General features: G+C 44.4%; 27 protein-coding genes and 1 rRNA gene. 7 read left to right on the top strand and 21 right to left on the bottom strand.

From position 1 onward, the window contains the following. Positions 1-63 precede the first annotated feature (63 nt). The 14 genes from ACUM5Y_RS12680 to ACUM5Y_RS12745 form a co-directional block, all read right to left on the bottom strand. Complete coding sequence (locus ACUM5Y_RS12680) at positions 64-597, bottom strand: CvpA family protein (RefSeq protein WP_445977241.1); 534 nt, start codon at positions 595-597, stop codon at positions 64-66. A gap of 66 nt (positions 598-663) precedes the next feature. Then, positions 664-1287 carry an SPOR domain-containing protein gene (locus tag ACUM5Y_RS12685; protein ID WP_445977242.1) on the bottom strand — a complete coding sequence of 208 codons (624 nt, stop codon included), beginning with the start codon at positions 1285-1287 and terminating at the stop codon, positions 664-666. A 2-nt stretch (positions 1288-1289) separates the two neighbouring features. After that, positions 1290-2537, bottom strand: coding sequence for a bifunctional tetrahydrofolate synthase/dihydrofolate synthase (gene folC, locus ACUM5Y_RS12690; protein ID WP_445977243.1), 1248 nt, complete (start codon positions 2535-2537; stop codon positions 1290-1292). A gap of 4 nt (positions 2538-2541) precedes the next feature. Continuing rightward, positions 2542-3405 carry an acetyl-CoA carboxylase, carboxyltransferase subunit beta gene (accD, locus tag ACUM5Y_RS12695; protein WP_445977244.1) on the bottom strand — a complete coding sequence of 288 codons (864 nt, stop codon included), beginning with the start codon at positions 3403-3405 and terminating at the stop codon, positions 2542-2544. A gap of 30 nt (positions 3406-3435) precedes the next feature. Continuing rightward, positions 3436-4242, bottom strand: coding sequence for a tryptophan synthase subunit alpha (gene trpA, locus ACUM5Y_RS12700; protein WP_445977245.1), 807 nt, complete (start codon positions 4240-4242; stop codon positions 3436-3438). Beyond that, the gene (trpB, locus tag ACUM5Y_RS12705; protein ID WP_445977246.1) at positions 4239-5450 is read right to left on the bottom strand and encodes a tryptophan synthase subunit beta; all 1212 of its coding nucleotides are present in this window, start codon (positions 5448-5450) and stop codon (positions 4239-4241) included. The genes trpA and trpB overlap by 4 nt, the downstream gene beginning before the upstream one ends. Beyond that, positions 5440-6060, bottom strand: coding sequence for a phosphoribosylanthranilate isomerase (locus ACUM5Y_RS12710; RefSeq protein ID WP_445977247.1), 621 nt, complete (start codon positions 6058-6060; stop codon positions 5440-5442). The genes trpB and ACUM5Y_RS12710 overlap by 11 nt, the downstream gene beginning before the upstream one ends. Beyond that, positions 6044-6871 carry a tRNA pseudouridine(38-40) synthase TruA gene (truA, locus tag ACUM5Y_RS12715; protein ID WP_445977248.1) on the bottom strand — a complete coding sequence of 276 codons (828 nt, stop codon included), beginning with the start codon at positions 6869-6871 and terminating at the stop codon, positions 6044-6046. Before truA ends, ACUM5Y_RS12710 begins: the two co-directional genes overlap by 17 nt. Beyond that, positions 6864-8993, bottom strand: coding sequence for a motility hub landmark protein FimV (locus ACUM5Y_RS12720; RefSeq protein ID WP_445977249.1), 2130 nt, complete (start codon positions 8991-8993; stop codon positions 6864-6866). The genes truA and ACUM5Y_RS12720 overlap by 8 nt, the downstream gene beginning before the upstream one ends. A gap of 525 nt (positions 8994-9518) precedes the next feature. Continuing rightward, positions 9519-9680 (bottom strand): hypothetical protein, encoded by a 162-nt coding sequence (locus ACUM5Y_RS12725; RefSeq protein WP_445977250.1) that lies wholly within the window; start codon positions 9678-9680, stop codon positions 9519-9521. A gap of 155 nt (positions 9681-9835) precedes the next feature. After that, positions 9836-11485, bottom strand: a complete 1650-nt coding sequence (ltrA, locus tag ACUM5Y_RS12730) for a group II intron reverse transcriptase/maturase (RefSeq protein ID WP_445977251.1) — start codon at positions 11483-11485, stop codon at positions 9836-9838. Between the two features lie 1089 nt (positions 11486-12574). After that, positions 12575-14221 (bottom strand): chaperonin GroEL, encoded by a 1647-nt coding sequence (gene groL / locus ACUM5Y_RS12735; protein ID WP_445977252.1) that lies wholly within the window; start codon positions 14219-14221, stop codon positions 12575-12577. A 62-nt stretch (positions 14222-14283) separates the two neighbouring features. Beyond that, positions 14284-14574 (bottom strand): co-chaperone GroES, encoded by a 291-nt coding sequence (locus tag ACUM5Y_RS12740; protein ID WP_024022707.1) that lies wholly within the window; start codon positions 14572-14574, stop codon positions 14284-14286. A 127-nt stretch (positions 14575-14701) separates the two neighbouring features. Continuing rightward, the gene (locus ACUM5Y_RS12745) at positions 14702-15163 is read right to left on the bottom strand and encodes an FxsA family protein (RefSeq protein WP_445977253.1); all 462 of its coding nucleotides are present in this window, start codon (positions 15161-15163) and stop codon (positions 14702-14704) included. 48 nt (positions 15164-15211) lie between these two features. Between ACUM5Y_RS12745 and ACUM5Y_RS12750 the strand changes: the two genes are divergently transcribed. Next, positions 15212-15550 carry an MGMT family protein gene (locus tag ACUM5Y_RS12750; protein ID WP_445977254.1) on the top strand — a complete coding sequence of 113 codons (339 nt, stop codon included), beginning with the start codon at positions 15212-15214 and terminating at the stop codon, positions 15548-15550. On the opposite strand, the gene ACUM5Y_RS12755 is transcribed toward ACUM5Y_RS12750, so the two are convergent. Continuing rightward, positions 15547-16029 (bottom strand): YajQ family cyclic di-GMP-binding protein, encoded by a 483-nt coding sequence (locus tag ACUM5Y_RS12755; protein WP_445977255.1) that lies wholly within the window; start codon positions 16027-16029, stop codon positions 15547-15549. The genes ACUM5Y_RS12750 and ACUM5Y_RS12755 overlap by 4 nt on opposite strands. A gap of 84 nt (positions 16030-16113) precedes the next feature. On the opposite strand from ACUM5Y_RS12755, the gene ACUM5Y_RS12760 reads away from it, so the two are divergent. Next, positions 16114-17064 (top strand): ketopantoate reductase family protein, encoded by a 951-nt coding sequence (locus ACUM5Y_RS12760; protein ID WP_445977256.1) that lies wholly within the window; start codon positions 16114-16116, stop codon positions 17062-17064. Between the two features lie 28 nt (positions 17065-17092). Here the strand turns inward: ACUM5Y_RS12760 and ACUM5Y_RS12765 are convergent, their stop codons facing one another. Continuing rightward, positions 17093-17926, bottom strand: coding sequence for a CvfB family protein (locus ACUM5Y_RS12765; RefSeq protein WP_445977257.1), 834 nt, complete (start codon positions 17924-17926; stop codon positions 17093-17095). An 84-nt stretch (positions 17927-18010) separates the two neighbouring features. After that, positions 18011-18571 carry a DUF1415 domain-containing protein gene (locus tag ACUM5Y_RS12770; protein ID WP_445977258.1) on the bottom strand — a complete coding sequence of 187 codons (561 nt, stop codon included), beginning with the start codon at positions 18569-18571 and terminating at the stop codon, positions 18011-18013. A 155-nt stretch (positions 18572-18726) separates the two neighbouring features. Here ACUM5Y_RS12770 and ACUM5Y_RS12775 point away from each other — a divergent pair, with 155 nt between their 5' ends. Continuing rightward, positions 18727-19935, top strand: coding sequence for a DEAD/DEAH box helicase (locus ACUM5Y_RS12775; RefSeq protein ID WP_445977259.1), 1209 nt, complete (start codon positions 18727-18729; stop codon positions 19933-19935). Between the two features lie 69 nt (positions 19936-20004). Here ACUM5Y_RS12775 and ribA read toward each other — a convergent pair whose 3' ends face one another. Together ribA and ACUM5Y_RS12785 are read right to left on the bottom strand one after the other, a co-directional pair. Further along, positions 20005-20619 (bottom strand): GTP cyclohydrolase II, encoded by a 615-nt coding sequence (gene ribA / locus ACUM5Y_RS12780; protein ID WP_445977260.1) that lies wholly within the window; start codon positions 20617-20619, stop codon positions 20005-20007. A gap of 161 nt (positions 20620-20780) precedes the next feature. Then, positions 20781-21254, bottom strand: a complete 474-nt coding sequence (locus ACUM5Y_RS12785; protein WP_445977261.1) for an Lrp/AsnC family transcriptional regulator — start codon at positions 21252-21254, stop codon at positions 20781-20783. 190 nt (positions 21255-21444) lie between these two features. Here ACUM5Y_RS12785 and leuA point away from each other — a divergent pair, with 190 nt between their 5' ends. Then, positions 21445-23097 carry a 2-isopropylmalate synthase gene (gene leuA, locus ACUM5Y_RS12790; protein ID WP_445977262.1) on the top strand — a complete coding sequence of 551 codons (1653 nt, stop codon included), beginning with the start codon at positions 21445-21447 and terminating at the stop codon, positions 23095-23097. 73 nt (positions 23098-23170) lie between these two features. Here leuA and ACUM5Y_RS12795 read toward each other — a convergent pair whose 3' ends face one another. After that, positions 23171-23416: a hypothetical protein gene (locus tag ACUM5Y_RS12795; RefSeq protein WP_445977263.1), complete on the bottom strand. Its 246-nt coding sequence runs from the start codon at positions 23414-23416 to the stop codon at positions 23171-23173. A gap of 815 nt (positions 23417-24231) precedes the next feature. Between ACUM5Y_RS12795 and ACUM5Y_RS12800 the strand changes: the two genes are divergently transcribed. Genes ACUM5Y_RS12800 through ACUM5Y_RS12810 form a run of 3 tightly spaced genes read left to right on the top strand, consistent with a single transcriptional unit; the run spans position 24232 to position 24636 of the window. Next, on the top strand, positions 24232-24366 hold the full coding sequence (locus ACUM5Y_RS12800; protein ID WP_445977264.1) for a hypothetical protein: 135 nt from the start codon (positions 24232-24234) through the stop codon (positions 24364-24366). After that, positions 24367-24501, top strand: a complete 135-nt coding sequence (locus ACUM5Y_RS12805; protein ID WP_445977265.1) for a hypothetical protein — start codon at positions 24367-24369, stop codon at positions 24499-24501. Beyond that, positions 24502-24636, top strand: coding sequence for a hypothetical protein (locus ACUM5Y_RS12810; RefSeq protein ID WP_445977266.1), 135 nt, complete (start codon positions 24502-24504; stop codon positions 24634-24636). Between the two features lie 518 nt (positions 24637-25154). Here ACUM5Y_RS12810 and rrf read toward each other — a convergent pair. Beyond that, positions 25155-25267: ribosomal RNA gene (gene rrf, locus ACUM5Y_RS12815) — 5S ribosomal RNA — on the bottom strand; the annotation flags it as partial.

The following is a 25267-nucleotide window of genomic DNA, read 5'->3' on the forward strand; positions in this document are numbered from 1 at the left end:
TTGGGAAACGGCGGCTGGTTCAGCCGCAACAGGTTTTAACAATTTGATTTAACTGGCAAACAACTAACTGCTTAAGGCTCGGTCAATCAGACTTGGATTAACCAACTCCGAACCTTTACCAAGCATTTCTCTTGTCCAATCTTTTAATAGTACTAGCTGTGGAATCAGCTGAGAGGATTTCCACATATCTGTTTTTTCTATGGCTGGGCTCAAACTTAATAGCGAAACAAAGGCCACCACAACCATACTGCCGCGAGCAAAGCCAAACACCATTCCCAGCACTCTGTCGGTACTGCTTAGTCCAGTAACTTGTATGAGTGAGCCTAACAAAAAGCTTACCAATGCACCCACTACCAAACTTGCAATAAACAAGGAGACAAAAGCGACAATGTATCGAATCTGATCACTTTGCACTTGTTCTACCAATAAGGATTGCATTGGATCTGAAAACTTTACAGCGACAACAAAAGCCACCACCCAGGTAACGAGGGAGAGAACTTCTTTAACAAAACCTCGTTTCAAACTTAACAAGGTAGAAATTACTACCACTGCAATAATTAACCAATCAATGGTGGAAATTGCATCTAACGAACCCATTAAAACCTCATTTCAATCATATGTCGTTGTAAGTCCTGTCACTGAGGATCTACACACTATGCTTTACTAATTCACAGAATATTTAATAACAAAGCCGCTTAATCGGAAGTCTTTCTTAATTTGATCACGTGCTTTTTCCGATACTTCACGCTTAAACTCAGGTCCTACATAGACTTTATAAAGAGAGTTAACGGTAATGCTGTAAGCGTCGTAATTAGCATCTTTTAATTTAGCCACCAAACGTTGGGCATTTTCTTGACTCTTGAACGTCGCGATCTGCAATGTCCAGCGTTCAGCGGGCTTAGTCGAAACCGCCGGGGCAGGAGTCGCTTTCGGTGCAGAAACACTCGGAGCAGGCTGGGGCTTTTCAACGACAGAGGCTTTGGCCGTCGGTTTTTCAATTAGGTTGGTGACAGTGTTGCCAGCATTGGTTTGTTTAGGAACGGGAATAAGCTGAATTTCATCGCTGGTAGATTCTTCAAAAGTCGAGCTTGGTGCCTGCGTTATTTCTTCTAAACTTTGTACAGGTTCAATTTTTTGCACGACAAATTCGGGCGCTTTGGCTAGTTCAACTTGTCTATCAAGCTCAGCGGGGCGTTCGCCATCTAATACCAAGGGCAAAAGCGCCGCAGCGGATAAAACCATTATCCCGGCACCAATCAATCTATACTTAATGGCATTATCGATCATAGTTAATCCTGGGGTCGTTGCGATAAAAGGTAGTCAGTTACCGTCACAAATGATCCAAATACAATCAGTGCACAGTTTTCTTTCTGCGCCACCTGATAAGCCGCTTCACACGCTAATGCCACACTCCCGTAGGCTTGGCTTTTAGTCGCCACATTAGCTGGCAATAAGTTTATTATATCCGTACCTTTCGATCCTCGCGGAACATTCAAATCCGCACAGAACCAAGCACTAAAGGCGCCACTCAGGTGTTCAACAACGCTAGCGATATCTTTATCTTTTAGCATGCCACACACCGCAATAGCAGGCTTATCTAACTCAGCCAACTTGGTTGCCAACTGCTGAGCGGCCTCAGGGTTGTGAGCAACATCCAAGAAAGTTAATGGCTCACTAGAGACTTGTTGAAATCTACCTGTCATTTGACAGTTCGTTAGCAAATCCACTAACTCGGCTTTTTCTGGTGCTAATCCCATATAGGTTAATACGGCGACAACCGTTGCCGCATTTTCTAAAGGTAACTGTGGCATTGGCAGAGAGGTGTAATTTGTTTCCCCTACTGCACAAGACCAAGATTGAGCATCTTGACTAAGGTGAAAATCAACACCTTTTTGATACAAGTTAGCACCAATTTTCTTAGCTGTATCTGCCAAGGACTCAGGTGGTGCAACCACACCACTGACCAGTAGTTTACCGGCACGGGCAATACCAACTTTTTCTTGAGCAATAACCTCTAAACTGTCCCCTAACCAATCGGTATGATCCAGAGCAATAGAGGTGACCACCGCCACATCTGTATCGACCATATTAACGGAGTCGAGACGACCGCCTAGCCCTACCTCAAGCACCCAATAGTCAAGCTGCTGCTGGTCAAAAATCCACAATGCAGCAAGGGTACTGAACTCGAAGTAAGTAAGAGAAACATCACCTCTTAAGGCCTCGATAGTTTCGAAAGCTTGGCAAATTAATGCATCATCACAAGGGACATTATTTAGGGCGATACGCTCATTGAAAGCGATAAAATGAGGGGAAGTATAGGTACCAACACGATGTCCTCGTGCGGTGAGAAATTGCGTCAATAAAGTACAGGTCGAGCCTTTACCATTGGTGCCAGCTACCGTAATGATTTTTGCTTTAGGCCGGCCAATATTTAATTTGGCCAGCACCTTAGCACCACGCTCAAGACCAAGCTCAATTTCAGTGGGGTGCTGGCTTTCAATATATGAAAGCCAGGCATCCAATGACGGGTGGGTCATTTAATTAAGCCGCCTTATTGGTAAGCAATGAAAGAATATTATGCAAACGCTGACGCATGTCTTTGCGCGTAATAATCATATCAAGAGCACCTTTATCCAATAAGAACTCACTGCGCTGGAAACCTTCTGGAAGTTTTTCACGAACAGTTTGCTCAATAACGCGAGGGCCAGCAAAACCAATCAAGGCATTTGGCTCAGCGACGTTTAGATCACCTAGCATAGCAAGAGATGCAGAAACACCGCCAAACACAGGGTCAGTCATTACCGAAATATACGGAATGCCTTCTTGCTTCATGCGTTCAAGACCTGCACTGGTTTTTGCCATTTGCATAAGAGAAATTAATGCTTCTTGCATACGAGCACCACCACTTGCAGAAAAACACACAAGCGGGATACGTTTTTCAAGACAAACATTCACAGCTTGAATAAAACGCTCACCAACGATGGCTCCCATAGAACCGCCTAGGAAGCTAAATTCAAAGGCAACGGCAACCACCGGCATGCCGTTTAACACACCTTCCATTGCAACCAAAGCGTCTTTCTCGCCTGTTGCTTTCTGAGCGGCAACGATACGATCTTTATAACGCTTAGAATCTTTAAACTTAAGCTTGTCTTCTGGCTCTAAGTGAGCACCGATTTCTTGACGACCTTCTTTGTCCAAGAACAAATCTAAGCGACGGCGCGCGCCAACACGTAGGTGGTGTTCACACTTAGGACAAACATCTTGGTTTTTTTCAAGCTCTGGGCGATAAAGTACGCTTTCACACTTAGGACATTTTTTCCATAAGCCTTCAGGTACAGAACCTGCAGATTTCTTCGACTCACTGCGTACAATCGAAGGAACAAATTTATCTAGCCAGCTACTCATTTAATTCTCCATATCTTTGTAAGCTAATGCTTAGGCGTCCATTTCGGTACGCATAGGCTTTAAAATCGCCCCTAACGCATTAGCAATGTATTCTTTTTCGCGTTCTTGATTTTCAGCAATGGCATTTACTAGCACACTGCCTACAATGACACCATCAGCGCATCGGCTAACCGCTGCGGCTGTTTTTGCATCACGAATACCAAAACCCACCCCAATTGGCAGGTCTGTAATCGTGCGCAATGAATCTACATGCTGCTTGACACTATCCACATCAAGTTCAGCAGAACCTGTGACACCTTTTACCGAAACGTAATATACGTAGCCTGAAGCTAGGTCACATATCTTTTTAGCGCGTTCAGGTGTTGTTGTCGGCGCTAATAGGTAAATCAGGTCAATCTCATTTGCTTTGAAGTATTCTACTACATCTGTCGCTTCTTCTGGAGCCAGATCGACTAATAAAATACCGTCTACCCCAGCTTCTTTTGCTGCATCGGAAAATGCTTGATAGCCGAAGAATTCAATTGGGTTCAAATAGCCCATCAAAACCACAGGGGTTTCAGTATCCGTTTGACGGAATTCACGGATAATATCAAGTACTTTACGAACACTTGTACCCGCAGCTAAGCTTCTCTCACACGCTAGTTGGATAACCGGGCCATCTGCCATAGGGTCTGAGAACGGCATACCAATTTCAATAACATCGGCACCCGCAGCCACCAACTCATTCATAATGGTGACAGTATGATTCGGTGTTGGGTCGCCAGCGGTAATGTACGGAATGAGCGCCTTTTTACCAGATTTTTCTAAATTTTCAAAACACTGTTTTATACGACTCATACTTCAATACCATCCAATTGCGCTACTGTCAGAATATCTTTATCACCACGGCCCGATAAATTCACCACGACAATTTGGTCTTTATCCATAGTCGCTGCCAGTTTCATACCGTAGGCAACCGCATGGCTTGACTCAAGGGCAGGCATTATACCTTCAAGACGGGTTAAGTCACGGAAGCCTTCCATCGCCTCATCATCATTGATTGCCACATAGTTGGCACGACCAATATCTTTTAGCCATGCATGCTCTGGTCCCACGCCCGGGTAATCCAAACCTGCCGATATAGAATGGGTGCCGATAATCTGACCATCATCATCCGCCATTACATAGGTACGGTTTCCGTGTAGCACCCCAGGACGACCCGCAGACAAAGGTGCTGCATGACGACCTGTCTCGATGCCATCACCACCCGCTTCAACGCCATACATGGCAACAGATTCGTCTTTGATGAATGGGTAGAACATGCCAATGGCATTAGAGCCACCGCCGACACAAGCAACCACTGCATCAGGTAAGCGCCCTTCTTGCTCCATACATTGCGCTTTAGCCTCACGGCCAATCACAGCTTGGAAATCACGAACCAATTTAGGATATGGGTGAGGTCCTGCGGCAGTACCTATAATGTAGAAGGTATCATCAACATTACCCACCCAATAACGCATGGCTTCGTTCAACGCATCTTTAAGGGTTTTCGTACCTGATTCAACCGATACAACTTCTGCCCCTAGCAGTTTCATACGATAAACGTTTAGAGATTGACGACGAATATCTTCCGCCCCCATGAAGACCTTACACTTAAGACCAAGACGCGCCGCCACCGTAGCGGAAGCAACACCGTGCTGACCCGCACCCGTTTCCGCAATAATATTCGGCTTACCCATGTGCTTAGCCAATAAAGCTTGGCCAATGGTATTGTTGATTTTGTGAGCGCCAGTGTGATTCAAATCTTCACGCTTTAGATAGATTTTTGCGCCACCCGCCTTTTCAGTAAGACGCTCGGCAAAGTACAAAGGAGAAGGTCGGCCAACATAATGCGCCAAATCCTTATCAAAAGCGGCTTGAAATTCTTGGTCTTTAGAAAGACGCTCGTACATCTCAGTCAGATCATCAAGTGCGGCCATTAAGGTTTCCGAGACAAATACGCCACCATACTGACCAAAACGGCCATGGGAATCCGGCAATTCTTGGTTGATATCTTTAATATCCACTTTTTGCTCCACTGATAAATTCTTTTACTTTAAATTTGTTTTTAATGCCTTTCGACAATTCTACACCACCACTGACATCAACAGCGTATGGTTTAGTGGCTTTTACCGCTAATTTTACATTTTCTGGGCTTAATCCCCCAGCTAAAACGATGGGCTTAGGCATTTGCTTTGGTATCGCTGCCCAATCAAAAGATTCTCCCGTGCCTCCTGGCACTCCAGCCTTGTAGGCATCGAGTAAGATAGCCAAGGCACTTGGAAAAGATTCTGCTTGCGCTTTAATATCTACACCATCTTTCATTCGTAAGGCTTTTATGTAGGGTCGATCATACTTTACGCAGTCAGACTCCACTTCATCACCATGAAATTGGATCAACCAACGGGAGTTTTGTGACACTACTTGTGCCACCTGCTCTTCGCTGGCATTCACAAACAAGGCAACAGGCGTCACGAAAGGAGGTAGTTTCTCAACAATAGCATTGGCTTGTTCTGGACTAATGTAACGAGGGCTTGGCGGATAAAAAACAAAACCAAGAGCATCCGCTCCCTCTTCACAAGCATGCAGCGCATCCTCAAGGTTCGTAATGCCACAAATTTTAACTCGGCAGGTCATAAACAGGCTCTTGAATAAAAGGTAAAAAATGTGGCCCTAATGGTACTTGAGGTAATTTAAAATGTTCTGGGTATTGCGCATCAACAAAATACAAACCCTGTGGTGGCGCTGTCACTCCCCCTTGGGCACGATCTTTAGCATTAAGCACTTGCTTTGCCCAAGCAACCGGTTTCTCGCCAGCCCCAATACTCATTAGCACGCCCGCGAAATTACGAATCATATGATGCAAGAAAGCATTGGCGCGAACATCTAAGACAATATAATGGCCGAGCTGCTGAATTTCGAAATTTAAAATGGTTCGGATAGGGCTATTCGCTTGGCAACCAATAGCACGGAATGAAGTAAAATCATGGGTACCTAAAAACACCTTGCAGGCTTGCTGCATGGCGCTGACATCAAGGGGTTTATAAGTCCAGGTAACGCCTTTAGACAATACCGCCGGTCGAATCTCTGAGGAATAAATCACATAGCGGTAACGACGACTCACAGCACTAAAGCGCGCATGAAAATCCTCATTAACCGGCTTTGCAGCCACTACAGTTATGTCCGCAGGTAGATGAGAATTCACGCCTAGCGTCCAAGCACGCATAGGACGATCACAATCGGTTTCAAAGTGTACAACTTGTGCACTGGCGTGAACACCTGCATCGGTTCGTCCAGCGCAAATCACAGTGACCGGATGATTTGCGATAACACTTAACGCTTTTTCTAAATTCTCCTGAACCGTTGCCACACCGTATTTCTGAGCTTGCCAGCCTTTGTAAGCGCTGCCATCGTATTCAACAACCAATACCACTTTCTTTCTAGTCACTTGGGAACATCCGCTCCATCATACTCTTAGCTTCTGCTACTTGCTGTTCGTTACCTGTTTTGGCGACATCTTCAAAGATCACACGGGCACCTTCATCATCTCCCATGTCCATGTAGGCACGAGCTAGATCAAGTTTAGTGGCAACTTCATCACCACTGGCGTCAAAGAAATCGAACTCTTCTTCATCGTCACTTTCTACTTCATCTTCAATGGCATCTTCAACACCAAAGGATGGCGCTTCGATCTCTTCTTGAGCTTCCGCTAAGGTTTCTTCAATTGAGTTAGCAAGGGCCTCATTGGGGTCTTGATCAAAGACTGCAGACTCATCTACATCATCTTGCTCAACATCGTTCAACAAACTAGAAACAAAGGATTCTTCTTCACTAATTTCTTCTTCGTCGAGATCATCAAGCCCGTCCAACTCATCACTAATATCTTCTATTGGATCAACCGTTGGCACAGACTCTTCTTCAATTGTTTCGTCTTCATCTTCGAAATCAATTTCCGCAAAGTCATCTTCAAGCTCTTCTGCTTCTGGGGCAAGCTCCACTTCTGGCTCGTCATCTTCTGGGAATTCGAACTCATCTGCCAACTCGGTTTCTTCCACTTCAAAAGACTCTTCTTCAAAAGTGTCCAAATCATCAGAAAGTTCAGAGTTATCATTAAAATCAAAGGCAAATGGATCTTCTTCAACAACTGGTTCTGGCTCTTCTTCAGCAACCGCTGCTACAACAGGTGCGGCAGCAACTGTTGCTAATGCCGCGCCACTGGCGAGGTCGAACTCATCCGTTGCGCGTTCATCCTCTTTCTTCTTGCCGCCCTTACGCAGCAACATACCACCTAAGAAACCAAGTAACATTAAGACCACGGCACCGATGGAAACAATAATCGAATTACCAAATATTTTATTGAAAAGAGAATTTTCTTCCGCCAACTCTTTTTCACGGCGCATTTGGTCCGCTTCTAAAAGCTGATCTACTGTATTTTTCTGCTCTTGTAGCGCTTGTTGCGCCTGGCTAAATTGCAACTGCAGCTCAGCCATTTGTTTGTCTTTTAGACTTATTAGTTGCTCTAGTGTAGCTAACTGCTGATTCAAATCTCCCAGCTTGTCGGATAACTCAGCTTTCTCACGCTGCTCTTTATCTAACAACTCCTGAGAAGCGGACAGTTGGTTTTTCAATTCCGCAACATCCTGACCACCGCCACCATTTGAGCTGGCGTTAGATTGAGGCAAAACACTTTGCCCTGATGCTAAAGTCAATTTATCACTAGCTGAGGCATTGCTCGCTGCAGCATTTTTAGACTGAGCCTGAGTATTTAACTGAGCCTGCTCAACACCTCGAGAGGCGCTATTAGACTTAAGCGCCATCCAAGCTTGATGCTGTCGTTCGAATTCTTGCTGAGACATAGATTGATTAAACAGTGCAATCTGATCTTCAGTAGGCAAGCGTAAAATAGCGCCTTCTTTCAGCAAGTTGATATTGTTAGCATAAAAGGCTTCTTGGTTAAGCGCCTGAATCGCCATCATGGTTTGATAGATGGTTAACTGGTTACCTTGACGATTTTGATTAGCAATCGACCAAAGAGTATTTCCCTTCACCACATCAAGTTCAGCACGAATTGGCAGTTGATTAGCACTGGATACCGCATCCCTGAATACACTGTTAGTTGCGCCAGTTGCGCCTGCTAAACTAGCCGCCTGAACCACTTCACTTTGGGATTTTTCAACCCGAGCAGATTGCTGTAATGGCGTAAGATATTCACGAACCACCTGCCCACTAGGCCAGCGTGCCGCCAAGACAAAATGCAGTTCTTCGGCTTGCAGAGGAGCATCCGAACTAACTTGAACAACCAAACGGCCGTTAGCTTGAGTGACATCGAATTTCAGTTCAGAAAGTATTCTGGTGGGAGCAAGGCCAGCTTGGCGAAACTCACTTTCGCTACCAAGACGAACTAAAATATCATTGCTTGTCAGGCCTGCGGCATCAGAAATAACGATTTGACCACGATAGGGCTCATCCACATTTGAATTAGAGGTTAACTCACCCAATTCCAGAGCTTGGCTACTGGACGCGTATAGTAAGCTTGAAACGGCCATACTAATGAGGGTTTTCCTAAGCATATGCTTCCCTTAATTTGCAAAAGTGGATATGTGAATTTTATAAGTATCTTACACAGGTGACTATTTATCAATAGCTTTAGAATCAATGGTTTGTATTGTCTTCCCATGAAGACAATTTTCACTGAATAATTGCTCTTCTAGTTGTCACACAGCACGCTTTTAGTCATTAATTTAAACTCCACATTACTGCCTCTTACTCATTCCAATTAGAGATAAGAGCGAGAGCTGTCAAACCGCTTGACTGAATCAAGCATAGATAAATGTGACACATTAGATTTCGGCCATAAAAAAACCTCGTCAGATAACATCTGACGAGGTTCGATTATTGCAAGCAATAACTGGTAGAGCTTGGGTGTCGGGTAAGAGAAGCTCATTACTGAACCTCCCTCCCCTAAGAACTGTACGTGCGAGTTTCCCCGCATACAGCTCAAGCCTTTATAAGTCTAGCAAGCTAGACCAGCAGCTATAAATAAGTTTCAGTCGATTTTAAAGTCCGCCAAGGGGCATAGCCCCCCAGCAAAACGCTTAGCTCTTCGGTAGCTTAGAAAGAAAAAGTGTGATTCCTCCAGCTAGCAAGACAACACTCAGTGGAGAGAAACCTAGGCTCGAAAGCGCTAAAGTTAGCCCCACAAAAGCATTGATACGATTAGCCAATGCGTCAGAACCCACATTCACAGAGTTATCCATAAGAGGACTCCTTTGCACATGCGCTATCTGGGTCTCATGAAGAGCCGGGCCAGATAGGTTCAGACCTTGTTACCTTTGGCGTTCACAGTAGCCCGGATGGTAACAACCCGACTGTTACTTACGATTATATAATTTAGCCATCGAACTGTCTCTATTTAAGAGTGTAGTTTTCGATGACAATTAGGATGCAACAACTGCAAGTTGTCCAAATTATCGCTCCCGCCCCGATGGCGCTCGATCACATGATGAATGTTCCATCCTGTTTCGGGCGTAATCAGTTGGTTACAACAAGGACAGCGTCGTTGCTGTCGTTTCCACAACGTAAAGGCTTTTCGCATTCCCATCTCTGAGTTTCGGAGGACATATTCCAAGCGTTGCTCGAAATACAGCTCATAGCTCGGGTCATAAGGATTCGCTTCACCTTTAATTTTTGTATGGCGCGTTATTTTCGTATCGGACGCATAAACAAGGTTCACCACTCCTTTATTAGGAGAGTTGCCAAAGAATACCCACTTCCGCTTTCCAACGGTCATAAAGTATTTCTTCGCCACCCATCGCTTTTGGCGATTTGAGTGACGGCGTTTACACCATTGCCATAGCATTTTCCAAATACGATAATCGAGATATTTGAATGTTTCCTTCGATGCCCCACCTTTATGGTAATTAGCCCAACCACGAATGATTGGATTCAGCTTGGCAATTAATAACCAAGCAGGCACTGCTTTGTAACGCACGAAAACATCTTTTATCTTAGCCAAAACGTTTTTCAAGTTTTTAGCAGACGGCTTGTTTAAGAACTTACCGTTGTATTTCCTGAGGTTCTGACCAAGAAAATCAAATCCACGCTCTATGTGTGTGACCAAGGTTTTCTCTTTAGAAAGTGTTAGCCCGCGCTCTGCCATAAAGGTTTCAACCACTGGTTTCACTCTTTCTTCCAATAACTCCTTGGAGATACCCGTGATAACAAAGTCATCCGCGTACCGCACATAGTTCACCTTCGTTTTATAGGAGGCTTTGGTATTCTTCTTCCCGAAATGAGATTCCAATACGCTTTCCAACCCATCGAGTGCCCAGTTAGCCAGTAACGGAGAAATGATTCCGCCCTGTGGAGTACCCGCGTCGGTGTCATGAATTCGTCCCGACTCCATGTAACCCGCCTTTAGCCATTTCTTGACGATCTTCCTGTCCAGTGGAACATTTTGTATCAGCCAATCGTGACTAATGTTGTCGAAACAACCTTTTATATCCCCTTCCAGCACCCATTGCGCAGATGACTTGCGGCTTAGATTGACAAATAATTGCTCAATCGCATCCACTGCCGAACGCAATGGTCGAAACCCGTAGGAGTTTCGATCTGCCCACGTTTCACTAACAGGCTCCAACGCCAGCAGATATAACGCCTGCATGGCCCGATCCAACATAGTCGGTATCCCTAACGGACGTCGACCGCCGTTCGCTTTTGGAATGTAAACCCGACGCAGTGGTTTCGGTTTGTAACCTTTTGAGGTTAGTCGAAACATGGCAGACCATTTACTTTTAGGGGAATCCCAAGTCTCACCGTCGATCCCCGCAGTCTTACGACCACGATTCTCAGTGACACGTTTAATGGCGATAGCTTTGGCGGAAAATGAATGTACCAACATACGTTGGAGCTGTTTCACTTTACGCCATTGCTTTTGTTTAGCAGCCTTCGCGATCCGTACCTGTAGCTCTCTCACTTTGAGATGACTGGCTTCCCAATCAATCTCATGCCATGAGTTAGCAAAGCGGGATGACGCAGGCGCTTCATTTGATGAAATGCTCATCTTGCAGTCCTCCTTAGTGAAGAACACCCGCAAGATGGAGGCGGATTTATCCCCACAGGGGAATAAATCTTTCCCCTGTGGGTGTTCATATTTATTGAGTCAAAGACTCGTACTTTCTACTACAGAAAGCTTTACAGGCTTTCACACGATTAAAGACCAGATAGAAGTCTGCACTCTTTCGAGTTAGGGCAAAGCTTGAACCCCTATCTCATCCATTACAGATGAGCATTCGCTTTCTCTATCCTCCTTTCCCCGCAACACCAACAGATCCTCTTACGATTCACCTGCCACAAGGGCGATATTACGGGCTTACCGAGTTCCGGCATTTTTCACACATTGGTTTAGGTTCTGTCTGTCCACCGGTGGTGCTATATCAGCGTATACCCAGATGTAAAAGGTATAACCGACCACATACCATTTTGGTCAGAGCCTTATAACAAAGCTTAGCTCTATGCGGCTGACGGTGTTTATCAACAGTTCACTTGCGTTAACCATACCAACAAGCCTAGCACCTCAACCGCGCTTTGTTCGCGATATCTATACCCACCCTCACGGATGAATATACCCGTGACGGGGGTTACATTGTCAGGAAGCTTCGCACCCCACCGTTACCAGTGACGCACTATCCCTAGGCTACTAATGGCTGAACATTAGGTCTCGTTACCTGCAAACAGGTGAGACAATGAAAAATACCAGCTTACGCGCAAGCGATAGCTAGCATAGGTAATAAAACACATGATGTTGCCTACTTCAGTAATCCCATAAAAACGCGGATGTACCTCAGTATGCTTTATGAAATGAGCATTATCCGTTGATGGATTTTGCCTTTATGAATAGAGCCCTCATTGATATGAGAAATCTTTTTTATAAAACTACGATGGTTACGTAGCATTTTATAACTAGGCGCGCACGCCCGAGATTCTACCCTCTTAATTAGAGGGTCCGATGCTCGGGGGTTTAACGCCCGAACATCGGGATTTTATATTATTACTATTTTTCTGCGGGTTATTGGGTGTAGATACTAACACATGTTAGTATCTACTGACGTCGTAGCCCGCGAGGCTAGCTACCTCCGCGACTCTCGTCGCACTACATCATACCGCCCATGCCACCCATTCCGCCCATGCCACCCATATCAGGCATTGGTGCACTTTCAGGTGCAGGAATGTCAGCAATCATTGCTTCAGTAGTAATCATTAGACCGGCAACAGACGCTGCTGCTTGTAGAGCAGAACGCGTAACTTTTGCTGGATCTAGGATACCCATGTCTAGCATGTCGCCGTATTCACCAGAAGCGGCGTTGTAACCGTAGTTACCTTCACCCTGCTTCACTTTATCAACGACAACAGATGCTTCCGCACCAGCGTTGGTTACGATCTGACGCATTGGCGCTTCCATAGCACGTAGTGCTAGAACGATACCAACGTTTTGATCTTCGTTATCACCTAGCAGACCAGATACTTTGGTCAGTGCACGAACTAGGGCAACACCACCACCAGCAACAACACCTTCTTCTACTGCAGCACGTGTTGCGTGAAGTGCATCGTCTACACGAGCTTTCTTCTCTTTCATTGCAATTTCAGTTGCCGCACCGATTTTAATAACCGCTACACCACCTGCCAACTTCGCAACGCGCTCTTGTAACTTCTCTTTGTCGTAGTCTGAAGTTGAGCTAGCGATTTCTGCACGAATTTGATCAACACGACCCGTAATAGCTTGAGCATCGCCTGCGCCATCAACAATCGTTGTGCTTTCTTTAGTCAAAGTAACACGCTTAGCTGTGCCAAGTTGCTCGATGCTGGTAGTTTCTAGAGAGAAACCAACTTCTTCAGAGATCACTGTCGCACCCGTTAGAATTGCAATATCTTCTAACATAGCTTTACGACGGTCACCAAAGCCTGGGGCTTTAGCCGCAGCAACTTTCACGATACCACGCATGCTGTTTACAACTAGTGTTGCAAGTGCTTCGCCTTCAACATCTTCAGCGATGATAAGCAATGGACGAGAAGCCTTAGCAACACCTTCCAATACTGGTAGCAAGTCGCGGATGTTAGAGATCTTCTTATCAACCAACAAGATGAATGGATTTTCTAGCTCAGCACTCATAGTTTCTTGGTTGTTGATGAAGTAAGGAGATAGGTAACCGCGATCAAACTGCATACCTTCAACTACCGCTAGCTCGTCTTCGAAGCCAGAACCTTCTTCAACGGTAATAACACCTTCTTTACCTACACGCTCCATCGCTTCAGCAATGATCTTACCAACAGAAGCATCAGAGTTAGCAGAAATAGTACCTACTTGTTCAACAGCACGAGTGTCAGCACAAGGTGTAGACAAAGCAGCAACTTCTTTGACAACAGCTTCGGTAGCTTTATCGATACCACGCTTAAGATCCATTGGGTTACGACCCGCAGCAACGGCTTTAAGACCTTCAACAACGATAGCTTGCGCAAGAACCGTTGCCGTTGTTGTACCGTCACCCGCCACATCGTTAGCTTGAGATGCGACTTCTTTAACCATTTGTGCGCCCATGTTTTCGAACTTGTTTTCTAGTTCGATTTCTTTTGCAACGGACACACCATCTTTAGTGACAAGCGGTGCACCAAAAGATTTTTCAATAATTACGTTGCGACCTTTTGGGCCCAAAGTTACTTTTACTGCATCAGCAAGTACGTTCACGCCTTTCAGCATTTGCTGGCGAGCGCTATCGCCAAATTTAACTTCTTTAGCTGCCATTTTTTATATACCTTAAACTGTTTTAAATACGATAAAACGAATTAGAATTGTGAAAATTATGATTAGGCTTCTACTACGCCGTAAATCTCATCTTCTTTCATAATCAACAATTCTTCACCATTGATTTTAACGGTTTGACCTGAGTACTGGCCAAACAACACAGTGTCACCAACGCTAACAGCCAATGCTTGCACATCACCATTAGACTGAATACGGCCAGTGCCAACAGCCAAGACCTCGCCTTGAGTAGGCTTCTCGGTCGCAGATCCAGGCAGTACGATACCAGATGCAGTTGTTGTCTCTTCTTCTTTACGTCGAACAACAACGCGATCATGCAAAGGACGAATATTCATTGATCATTCTCTCCGATTAAAACAATACCAGGACTCCCCTGGCGGGAATATTCTCGCTTATAGCGAGAAACTATATCGACTTCTTATATACGGCTGACAAAATGCATTTCAACCCCACATATCGAAATTATTTTTTATTTAGCAGGTCATTTTCTTCATTCACAAATTCACCTTCAATGATGTCACCTTGCTGAGCAGCGGATCCGCCACGCCAATGACGCCCGCGAGTCATAATGCTGCTCATAAATTTAACAATTAGACCCGCCGCAAAGAGTTTGCGCAAAGGAGAAATTAACAGCAATGCACCCAGTGCATCGGTCATGAATCCAGGAATTAATAAACATAAGCCTGCAAACATCAGCATAACCCCTTCTGCCATTTCCGATGCAGGCAATTCACCACGCTGCATTTTTTCCTGGGCTTTAAGGGATGTTGCTAGGCCTTGCTTACGGATAAGTGTCACACCTACAATAGCGGTTAAGAAAACCAAACCTACTGTGGCCAAGCTACCGATTTGACCGCCGACTTTGATCAACACAGTCATTTCTATAATCGGTATTAAAATAAACAGTAAAAGAGCAAATCTCATGATCACCTTCTTCGTATCGAGTTCAGATTAATATCTATGGGCAGTGTAATGACTAATCAAGCAATGGAACACTTTAAATCACAAGTGTTCCTTATTTTAAGCGAAACTCTGACAGGTGAATGCATTTCATACGGTGAAGTGGCCAAGCGAGCAGGATTCCCAGGCTACGCCCGCCAAGTTGGGCAATTACTGAAAAAACTCCCCAAAGACACCAAACTGCCTTGGCATAGGGTAGTCAATGCACAAAAACGCATTAGTTTTGCGGAGAACACAGATGCCTATTTAAGGCAGAGAACAAAACTCGAAGAGGAAGGTTGGCTTATAGTGGGGACCAAGCTCACTCTTCAGGAAAAAGGGCCACTTAACAAAGCGGCCCAACCTTATTAGTCTCTAAAGTTGGTAAATTGAACTGGTTGCTTTAGATCCGCACCGCGCAGCAGCGCCATGACTTGCTGTAAGTCATCACGTTTTTTACCGGTAACACGTAATTGGTCACCTTGGATTTGCGCTTGAACCTTCACTTTACTTTCTTTAATCATTTTAACGATGCGTTTGGCTTCGTCCGTTTCTAAGCCTTCTTTCATTTTAACGGCTTGAGAGGCGCGCATGTTGCCTTTTTCTACATCATCTTTTTCTAAACTTTTTAAATCTATGCCACGGTTGACCAATTTTTGATTTAGAATGTCAGACATCTGGCGAAGTTGAGGTTCCGCTTCAGCTTCCATAACAACCGCTTTATCTTTGATTTCATAGCCAGCTTTAACACCTTTGAAATCATAACGTGTTGTTATTTCTCTGTTAGCTTGGTCTACAGCGTTGGTGACTTCGTGCCAGTCAAGCTCGGAAACTACGTCAAATGATGGCATATTATGCTCCTTTGCAATTTAGATAATGGATTTTTGCGGGATGATAACAGGGATTCAAAGAAAACACCTAATGGAAAACACCACATGAAAAAAACACCTTGGCTCGTGGTTGGCGCGGGCGCCATTGGTTTATTCTGGGCCTGTAAGCTCGAAAAACTAGGCTACCCTGTGCATCTTGTTTATCGCACCGATAAGCCTGGCAAGAAAATCACCCTAGACAGCTTTGATGAGGATGACCCACAACAGCCGGTGGTTTCTACCCACAAAATTAAAAGTTTTAAAGTGGATGAGCTCTCCAAACAGTACGAGCAGGTTTTGTTTTGCACCAAAGCTTATGATCTCAATACAGCTTTCCAAAGCGTTCAGCACTGTCTCACGGAACACGCAACCATCGCTTGCTTATGCAATGGCATGGGCGCCCAGCAATTAGTGCAAAAACAGCTTAAATCTAGTCAAACCCTTTGGGCTGGCGTCACCAGTGAAGGGGCGCTTAAGCTAGATGTGAATCGAGTGAAACACACAGGGTTCGGCGACACTTATTTTGGCCTTTGGGATAGCACACTCGAAGAGGCAAACTTCCCCATCGAGTCACTACAAATCACCAATATTCATCAAAAGCTCATAGAAAAGCTCGCGATTAATGCGGTAATCAACCCCATCACAGCCGTGTTTGGGCTATATAATGGCGAAGTGCTGGATGATGATTACGCAAACCTTTTCCATCAAGCCCTTGCAGAACTCGACCAACTGTTCAGCCACCCAAAATTCCTTTACTCCGACCAGAGCCAACACCTCACTTTAGATACACTGACTCATAGGGTGAGTAATGTGGCCAAGCTCACTCGTCTTAACCGCTCTTCTATGCATGAGGACATTCGTTTACACAGACCCACCGAGAACCAATTTATCTCGGGTTTTCTGATCGATAACAGCCCCATAGAAATGCCCATTCAGACCTTGCTGTATCAAGCGGTAAAATGCGAAGAACACGAGCCTTTAGAGAAACTCAAAAAAAAGCTCCTAAGCGTTGCTTAGGAGCTTTTTAAAAGGCACCAAACCTTAATTAAATTTTGGTAACTTTTTCTTTGGTCAATAGGATTTTCTTGTCTTTATAAAGCGCACCTAATGCTTTTTTATAGGTCGCTTTACTCACTTTAAAAACCGCATAGATAGCTTCTGGGGAGGCTTTGTCCGTTAACGGTGATTCTCCCCCCTGCTTATCTAAGTACTCCAGAATATCATCTAGGATATTCTTAACTTTCTTATAGCCTACTTCTTGTAAGCTTAAATCAATCTTGCCATCTTCACGCATCTGCTTGATGAAGCCAGTTGTTTTCTCGCCTTTACGCAGTTGTCTAAAGGCATCATCAAAAAACAACACGCCCCAAAAGCGGTTATCAATCACACATTTAAAGCCTATATTCGTTTTATCACCAATAATGATAGAAACTTTATCGCCAACCTTGTAAGGAGCTTCTTCACGGTTAAGCAAGGCATCTACTTTTGTTGTGGCAACAATTCGATTAGTAAACTGGTCCAAATAGATAAACAGTAGGTGTGTTTCGCCCTCTTCCACGCGGTTTTTCTGCTGACTAAAGGGTACTAACAAGTCTTTTGGCAAGCCCCAGTCAAAGAACGCACCTACTTGGTTAACGGCTACAGAGGTTAATGCCGCAAACTCACCCACTTGAGCTTTAGGCAGGTCGGTGGTGGCGATCAATTTATCGTCAGAATCCAAATAGACAAAAACGTCAATCTCTTGATCTAGCTTTAGATCTTTTGGTACATAGCGTTTTGGCAGTAAAATTTCACCTAGTTGCCCAGCATCTAAGTACACCCCAAAATCTTTTTCTTTTACGACTCTTAAAGTATTTAAGCGTCCAATATTTGCTGTCATGGTTTCTCCAACTCGCTTTTTTGCGCACTATACGCACTTAAATTAGAAGCACAAGACTACAGCTTTAAGAGCGCTCAGTTTTATTTATTGTTCGTCCACTTTCATGCATGAGGCAAAGGATTCATCTAACACTTCACGACCTAGGGATTCCATTTTGGCAATGTTATTTTCAGGTATATCGGCAGTGTCGCCATAATACTCAATGGCCTTTTCAAGACTTTCTTCACGCAACAAATGCAACATAGGGTATGGAGAGCGGTTGGTATAATTGGAAACATCATCAGGATCTGTACCAGAAAAACAATAATCCGGGTGGAAAGTCGCCAGCTGATACACTCCCTCACAACCTTGCTCGTACATGAGGTTTTCCGCTAGATCAACAAAGTCTAGATAGCGGTAAAAATCCTTGAACAAGGTAGGGAAAACCAATAGCGTAGTTTCAGTTTCTGGGTATTGGTCAAGCCATTGCACTTCTGCGATCAACTCTTCAAGTGCAACATCAAGCTTTTTAGAACGCAGCACGACCACTTTAACTGTCTCTCGCTCCACTTCTCGTTTCGCAAACGGACAAACGTTATGTTTGATAATAAATTCATTCACCCATTTCATGGTCTGGGTGGTAACCAACTCATCCGTTAATTGCATAGCTGTCTTCTTATTAATGTTTCGATCATTTTAAAGCAAAGCCCACATAGGGTCTAACTTAACCTTTGAAAACAGGTTATCATGGGACTTATAGTCCATTTTAGTGGAGGGTTTAGCATTTGAACTATCCTCTACTTCCGTAACAGAGAGTTTACATGTCATTTGCTGAATTAGATCTTGATTTTACTATTGTCCAAGCAATTAACGACCTAGGTTTTGAAAACCCTACCGAGATCCAAGAACAAGCCATTCCAGTCGCCCTAGACGGTTCCGATTTACTTGCAACAGCCCCAACAGGTACGGGTAAAACCATTGCCTTTTGTGCTCCTGCCATTCAACATATTTTTGATCGAGACGAGTCTTCAACCACCGCACCAAAAGTTATGATTCTGGCTCCAAGCCGTGAATTAGCGCGCCAGATATACAATGTTGTGGAACAACTCACTCAACATACGCGAATTCAGAGCCAGCTTATTATTGGTGGCACACCTTATGGCATGCAGCAGCAACAGCTAAGTGAACCCTGTGACATCCTCGTCGCTACGCCAGGTCGCCTTGTGGAGCTTGACCAAAAGCAATGGCTAGACTTAACCGATGTTTCTTACTTCGTAATTGATGAAGCGGATCGCATGCTCGACATGGGTTTCTCCAATGCCATTAATCATTTAGCGAAAGAGCTCCCTCAAGAACACCAGACTTTGATGTTTTCTGCCACTTTAGAAGGCGAAAAAATGGGACGCTTTGCCTCCCAACTACTGAAAGAAGACACAGAACAAATTCGTTTAGGAGAGTCTTCTAGAACTGTTCCTAAGCAAATTCGTCAAATTGCCTACCGCGTAGACAGTGACGAACACAAAGAAGCCATTCTAAAACACTTACTGAGCCAAGAACGGGTTCAACAAGCGGTTTTATTTGTCTCGAATCGCGAACATGTAGACATTTGGGTACAGCGCATCCGTAAAATGGGTTTAATGTGTGATGGCCTTCATGGGGATATGAAACAAGGCGATCGCAGCGAACACATGAAGCAGATGAAGCGCGGTCGACTACAGGTTTTAGTGGCAACAGATGTAGCTTCTCGCGGTATTGATTTACCAGAAATCAATACCGTTATTAACCTTCGCCTCCCTCGTAAAGCCGATGCTTACATACACAGGGCTGGTCGAGCTTCTCGTGAAGGCGCTCCAGGTGAATGCATTTCATTAATCGATATTAATGATTTACCTATGATTGAGAAGATACAGCGTTTCATGCAAACCAATGTAAAATTTGGCCGAATCGAAGGGCTAGAGCCAAAAACCAAGGCTCGTTTACGCAGCGCAAGCTCGAAAAAGAAGAAGAAAAAACCTACCGCGAAAAAGTAATTTAAACGGCGCAATCAGACATAAAAAAACCTGCATCGCAGGTTTTTTTATGGGCAAACATAATGCCTTTTAAAAATCATCCAAGTTAATGGTGTGCTGTTTGCGTTTTGCTTTGGTGATGAGATAGCCACGGTTATGCTTATTAACATGTACCTTGGTGGGAATAACTTCAACCACTTCAATACCGTTATCAGACAATTGATGAGCTTTATCAGGATTATTCGTTAATACCCTTAGTTTATGAACCCCTAAGGCTTTAAGCATATTAGCTGCGACGCCGAAATCACGGTCGTCTTGAGGTAAATGCAACATTTCATTGGCCTGGTAAGTATCATAACCTTGATCCTGTAACGCATAAGCATCCAACTTGGCGTACAAGCCGATGCCACGACCTTCTTGGCGCAAATATAGGATATAGCCACCCTCTTCGTGGATGCGGTCAATGGCTTCATCTAATTGTTCACCGCAATCACAACGGCCCGATCCAAAAACGTCGCCAGTCAAACATTCAGAATGCAGACGCACCAGAGGCGCATTACTCGGCACACTACCTTCTTTACCTTCGCAAAATATAGCAATATGTTCTTTGCCAGATTCATCTCCATCAAAAGAAATAAACTCCGCCATCACGTCTCCAGCCCGAACCGGGATCACTACTCGACGCTTAATAGTTAACTCACTCATAACGATTTCTCTTTGAAGATTCTTTTTCAAAATATGCAATTACAGATCATCGCCTCTTTATTTGGGCACAATCCTATTTTTCAATACGCAGTTACGACTAATTTGGATGAATAAAATAGTTTTAACGTGACTTAAGGCTTATTACTCGTGAAACCAAACCTTCACGCAAGATGGTTTAAAGGTAATGCGGTGCGACTGACAATTCTGCGAAGCAAAAAACTCGAGTGAACACCTGTCACCCCAGGAATACGAGTAAGCTTTCCCAACAGGAACTCGTGGTAATAATCCATGTCTTCTACCGCGACCTCTAACAGGTAGTCGGCAGATTGCCCCGTCACCATATTGCAGGCAATCACTTCGGGGAAGGACTCTACCTCGGCCTCAAACACTTCGAAACGCTCAGGAGTATGCCTATCCATACTAATTTGTATGAAAGCCGTTAACTTTAAGCCCAGCATTTTCTGGTTAAGCAACATTACTTGGCGATCTATTACCCCAGTTTCTTCCAAGGCTTTAACACGACGTAAGCAGGGAGAAGGCGACAAACCAACACGATCGGCCAACTCCTGGTTTGTTAAGCTAGAATCTTGCTGTAATTCTCGCAGTATACTTAGATCAATTTTATCAAACCTCACGTATCACCTCTTAATAACCAATTAATAGCCATAATACGCAATATTATGCCATAAAGATTTATTTTTCTTTAAAAAACGCAATCTTTTACCTCATTTAATTCGTTATCATATTCCCATAACAAAGCGATCCATAAATCGCGCAAAATAACACTGCAGGCTTACCCAGCCTTACCATAAAAAGGAATAGCAAATGACATCTTTTGACCACACTAAATATACGCCATTCAAGCCAGTTGCCTTGGAGAACCGCACTTGGCCGGACCAAGAAATTACTAAGGCTCCAATTTGGTCAAGCGTTGACCTTCGTGATGGTAACCAAGCCCTAGTTGAACCAATGACAGTGGAACAAAAGAAGCAGTTTTTTGCCCTACTTGTGGACGTTGGCTTTAAAGAGATTGAAGTGGGCTTCCCTGCAGCGTCGCAATTAGACTTCGATTTTGTTCGCTGGTTGATTGAAGAAGAGCAAGTACCAGATGACGTTTACATCCAAGTATTAACACAAGCTCGCCCAGAGCTTATTGAGCGTACTTACGAGTCCTTAAAAGGCGCCAAAAAAGCCATTGTCCACGTTTATAACTCAACATCTAAAACTCAGCGTGAACAAGTGTTCCGCATGGACATGGAAGGCATTAAGCAAATTGCTGTGAATGGCGCTCAATGTGTTAAAGACCACGCGGCAAAACACCCTGAAACAGAATGGGTTTTCCAATACTCGCCTGAGAGTTTTACCGGCACAGAAACCGATTACGCTGTCGAAGTGGTTAATGCTGTTGCAGAAGTCTGGCAGCCTACCCCTGAAAACAAGATCATTATCAACTTACCTGCAACAGTCGAAGTAGCCACCCCGAATCGTTTTGCAGACCAAATTGAATATTTCTGCCGAAATGTCGAAAAACGTGACAGCATGATCATTAGTTTGCATACACATAACGACCGTGGCTGTGGTGTTGCCGCAGCGGAATTAGGCCTTATGGCTGGTGCCGATCGTATCGAAGGTACATTACTTGGTAACGGTGAGCGTACGGGTAATATGGACGTAGTCACCATGGCCATGAACATGTACAGTCAAGGCGTAGACCCTGAGCTTCAATTGAGTGATATGGACCGTATCATCAGTGTTGTTCAAGCTTGTACCTTGCTACAAGTTCATCCTCGCCACCCTTATGCTGGTGAGCTTGTCTTTACTGCTTTCTCTGGTTCTCACCAAGATGCTATTAAAAAGTGCTTGGCGAACCAAACAGACGACAAACCTTGGGATGTGGCTTACTTGCCAATTGATCCTCGTGATGTGGGCCGTAGCTACCAAGAAGTTATCCGAGTTAACAGCCAATCCGGTAAAGGTGGTATCGCTTATACTCTTGAGCAAGAATTTGGCTTGGCATTGCCACGCTGGTTACAAGTTGAATTTAGCCCAATTGTACAACGCTTCGCCGAACAAGATGGCGGCGTGGTAAATGGCGAATCAATGAAAGCCTTGTTTGAATCCAGCTTTATGACGGGCACTACGCCGTACCAGCTAGGTCGTTATGATTTAACCAAGGACGAAAGCGATACCGTTAATGCTGAGTTAATCGCAGAAACTGGCAAGATTCAAATTACAGGCTCAGGTAATGGTGCGTTATCGGCTTTCAGTGAAGCTCTAGGCCAGCACTTTGGATTACGTGTTGATATCATTCAGTATCAAGAGCACGCCTTAACTGTTGGCAGTGACTCTCAAGCCATTGCATATGTTCAAGCGAACATTGATGGCGAGCGATTCAATGGTGTCGCGGTAAACAGTGACATAGTATCGGCCTCTATTCAGGCATTGTTGGCTACTGTTAACCAAAAAGTTACTCAGTAATCACCCATAAACAAAAAACCGCCTCATCCGAAAAACTGCATGAGGCGGTTATTTTTATGCCTGATAAATAAGATTATAAGATATCTTCAAGAATAAGACAGTCGCCCTCTTCGTTTCTGCTCGCACTCACCTTATCCAATACCTTTTGTGCCGTTTCTTTTTGGCTACTCGGCATATATTTTGAATCAACTGTTGCTTGCAGCTTTTCTAAGTAATCATTTAACTTAGGTGTGCAGTAGTCATCCAGCGCTAATGCATTCGTAGAACCCATGGTGGCAGCAGCTAGAGTCAAGGCAAGCAAAGACGTTTTCATTGACATGGTTTTTTCCCTGTAAAAGTTTCAGTTAGTGACATGACTAACATTATAAACTTCACCCCCTAAAATGTAACGACCCCTTTTGATATATCAAAACCAACTTCGTAACATTAAGTACACTGGGTTCAATTTTCGTAAATCCGCATCATTGCAATATTCAATAAGTTTATTATCAGCCGCGCTGACTTTAGCTAAGGCGTAAATCCATAATCAGCCTAATAACATCTGCTAGCGAAACTGCTGCATAGAAATTTACACATAAATGCTCATCAACAGACTGATTTTATAGGTGCGGCTTTAGCCGCAGGCGGAATTGATGGTAATCAAACGCAAACATGTAATTCAAAGATTAGCTCAAACAGCATCGGTAACCGTGGTTCCTGCGGAACCATTTCCGCATAAATGCGTACCTACAGTTGCTCCTCTGTATAAATTAAGCTAATTCTGTAGGTGCGGCTTTAGCCGCAGGCGGAATTGATGGCAATCAAGCGCAATCACGTAATTCAAAGATTAACCCAAACATCATCGTTAGTCGTGGTGGATGAGAAGCCATTTCCGCATAAATGCGAACCTACAGTTTTTTGTAGGTGCGGCTTTAGCCGCAAGCGGAATTGACAGCAATCATGTAATTCAAAGATTAACCCAAACATCATCGGGAACCGTGGTTCCTGCGGAACCATTTCCGCATAAATGCTAATTTTGTAGGTGCGGCTTCAGCCGCAGGCGGAATTGATGGTAATCAAACGCAAACATGTAATCCAAAGATTAGCCCAAACATCATCGGTAACCGTGGTTCCTGCGGAACCATTTCCGCATAAATGCGAACCTACAGTTTTGTAGGTGCGGCTTTAGCCGCAGGCGGAATTGATGGTAATCAAACGCAAACATGTAAGCCTGAGATTAACCCGAACATCATCCGTAACCGTGGTTCCTGCGGAACCATTTCCGCATAAATGCGCACCTACAGTTTTGTAGGTGCGGCTTCAGCCCCAGGCGGAATTGACGGCAATCAAACGCAATCATGTATTCCAGAGATTAATCCAAATATCATCGGTAACCGTGGTTACTGCGGAACCATTTCCGCATAAATGCGAACCTACAGTTTTGTAGGTGCGGCTTTAGCCGCAGGCGGAATTGACGGCAATCAAACGCAATCATGTAATCCAGAGATTAACCCAAACAGCATCGGTAAGCGTGGTTCCTGCGGAACCATTTCCGCATAAATGCGTACCTACAGTTGGTAATCAGCATAAATTGCGATAACTTTGTAGGTTCGGCTTTAGCCGCAGGCGGAATTGATGGCAATCAAGCGCAATCATGTAATCCAAAGATAAGCCCAAACATCGTCGGTAACCGTGGTTCCTGCGGAACCATTTCCGCATAAATGCGTACCTACAATTGGTCAGCAGGATTTATTGGGGGTGTTGTTTGGAATTAGGGAAGGTTATGGATTCGCATTTACGCTGACGCGTCGAGGCACGAGACAGGCGCAAGTAAATGGAAAACCATAACCTGCGTTGTACCATGGCTCAGAACGAAAAACCCACTTTATCTTCAAGAGATTTTCCGCGTCCCGCTAAAGCGGTACCTACTTATGTATGGCTGAAACGAAAAAACCCTGATAGCAACTAAGCTATCAGGGCTTCTCTTAATTTAAAGCTAGACCACCTGCTCTCACATGCGTGTCTGCAATAAAAAACCCCACACAGCGTTGGCTATGTGGGGCTTCTCGGATTATAAAGCTTGACGACGACCTACTCTCACATGGGATCTCCCACACTACCATCGGCGATGGCGCTTTTCACTTCTGAGTTCGGGATGGGATCAGGTGGTTCAACGCCTCTATGATCGTCA

It is taken from the genome of Marinomonas dokdonensis (assembly GCF_052747885.1).

Excerpts from the sequence above, each read along its gene's own strand:
- ACUM5Y_RS12680 (WP_445977241.1), bottom strand. The coding sequence starts at position 597 with ATGGGTTCGTTAGATGCAATTTCCACCATTGATTGGTTAATTATTGCA.
- ACUM5Y_RS12685 (WP_445977242.1), bottom strand. The coding sequence starts at position 1,287 with ATGATCGATAATGCCATTAAGTATAGATTGATTGGTGCCGGGATAATG.
- folC (WP_445977243.1), bottom strand. The coding sequence starts at position 2,537 with ATGACCCACCCGTCATTGGATGCCTGGCTTTCATATATTGAAAGCCAG.
- accD (WP_445977244.1), bottom strand. The coding sequence starts at position 3,405 with ATGAGTAGCTGGCTAGATAAATTTGTTCCTTCGATTGTACGCAGTGAG.
- trpA (WP_445977245.1), bottom strand. The coding sequence starts at position 4,242 with ATGAGTCGTATAAAACAGTGTTTTGAAAATTTAGAAAAATCTGGTAAA.
- ACUM5Y_RS12710 (WP_445977247.1), bottom strand. The coding sequence starts at position 6,060 with ATGACCTGCCGAGTTAAAATTTGTGGCATTACGAACCTTGAGGATGCG.
- ACUM5Y_RS12720 (WP_445977249.1), bottom strand. The coding sequence starts at position 8,993 with ATGCTTAGGAAAACCCTCATTAGTATGGCCGTTTCAAGCTTACTATAC.
- ACUM5Y_RS12725 (WP_445977250.1), bottom strand. The coding sequence starts at position 9,680 with ATGGATAACTCTGTGAATGTGGGTTCTGACGCATTGGCTAATCGTATC.
- ltrA (WP_445977251.1), bottom strand. The coding sequence starts at position 11,485 with ATGAGCATTTCATCAAATGAAGCGCCTGCGTCATCCCGCTTTGCTAAC.
- groL (WP_445977252.1), bottom strand. The coding sequence starts at position 14,221 with ATGGCAGCTAAAGAAGTTAAATTTGGCGATAGCGCTCGCCAGCAAATG.
- ACUM5Y_RS12740 (WP_024022707.1), bottom strand. The coding sequence starts at position 14,574 with ATGAATATTCGTCCTTTGCATGATCGCGTTGTTGTTCGACGTAAAGAA.
- ACUM5Y_RS12745 (WP_445977253.1), bottom strand. The coding sequence starts at position 15,163 with ATGAGATTTGCTCTTTTACTGTTTATTTTAATACCGATTATAGAAATG.
- ACUM5Y_RS12750 (WP_445977254.1), top strand. The coding sequence starts at position 15,212 with ATGACTAATCAAGCAATGGAACACTTTAAATCACAAGTGTTCCTTATT.
- ACUM5Y_RS12755 (WP_445977255.1), bottom strand. The coding sequence starts at position 16,029 with ATGCCATCATTTGACGTAGTTTCCGAGCTTGACTGGCACGAAGTCACC.
- ACUM5Y_RS12760 (WP_445977256.1), top strand. The coding sequence starts at position 16,114 with ATGAAAAAAACACCTTGGCTCGTGGTTGGCGCGGGCGCCATTGGTTTA.
- ACUM5Y_RS12765 (WP_445977257.1), bottom strand. The coding sequence starts at position 17,926 with ATGACAGCAAATATTGGACGCTTAAATACTTTAAGAGTCGTAAAAGAA.
- ACUM5Y_RS12770 (WP_445977258.1), bottom strand. The coding sequence starts at position 18,571 with ATGCAATTAACGGATGAGTTGGTTACCACCCAGACCATGAAATGGGTG.
- ACUM5Y_RS12775 (WP_445977259.1), top strand. The coding sequence starts at position 18,727 with ATGTCATTTGCTGAATTAGATCTTGATTTTACTATTGTCCAAGCAATT.
- ribA (WP_445977260.1), bottom strand. The coding sequence starts at position 20,619 with ATGAGTGAGTTAACTATTAAGCGTCGAGTAGTGATCCCGGTTCGGGCT.
- leuA (WP_445977262.1), top strand. The coding sequence starts at position 21,445 with ATGACATCTTTTGACCACACTAAATATACGCCATTCAAGCCAGTTGCC.
- ACUM5Y_RS12795 (WP_445977263.1), bottom strand. The coding sequence starts at position 23,416 with ATGTCAATGAAAACGTCTTTGCTTGCCTTGACTCTAGCTGCTGCCACC.
- ACUM5Y_RS12800 (WP_445977264.1), top strand. The coding sequence starts at position 24,232 with ATGCGAACCTACAGTTTTGTAGGTGCGGCTTTAGCCGCAGGCGGAATT.
- ACUM5Y_RS12805 (WP_445977265.1), top strand. The coding sequence starts at position 24,367 with ATGCGCACCTACAGTTTTGTAGGTGCGGCTTCAGCCCCAGGCGGAATT.
- ACUM5Y_RS12810 (WP_445977266.1), top strand. The coding sequence starts at position 24,502 with ATGCGAACCTACAGTTTTGTAGGTGCGGCTTTAGCCGCAGGCGGAATT.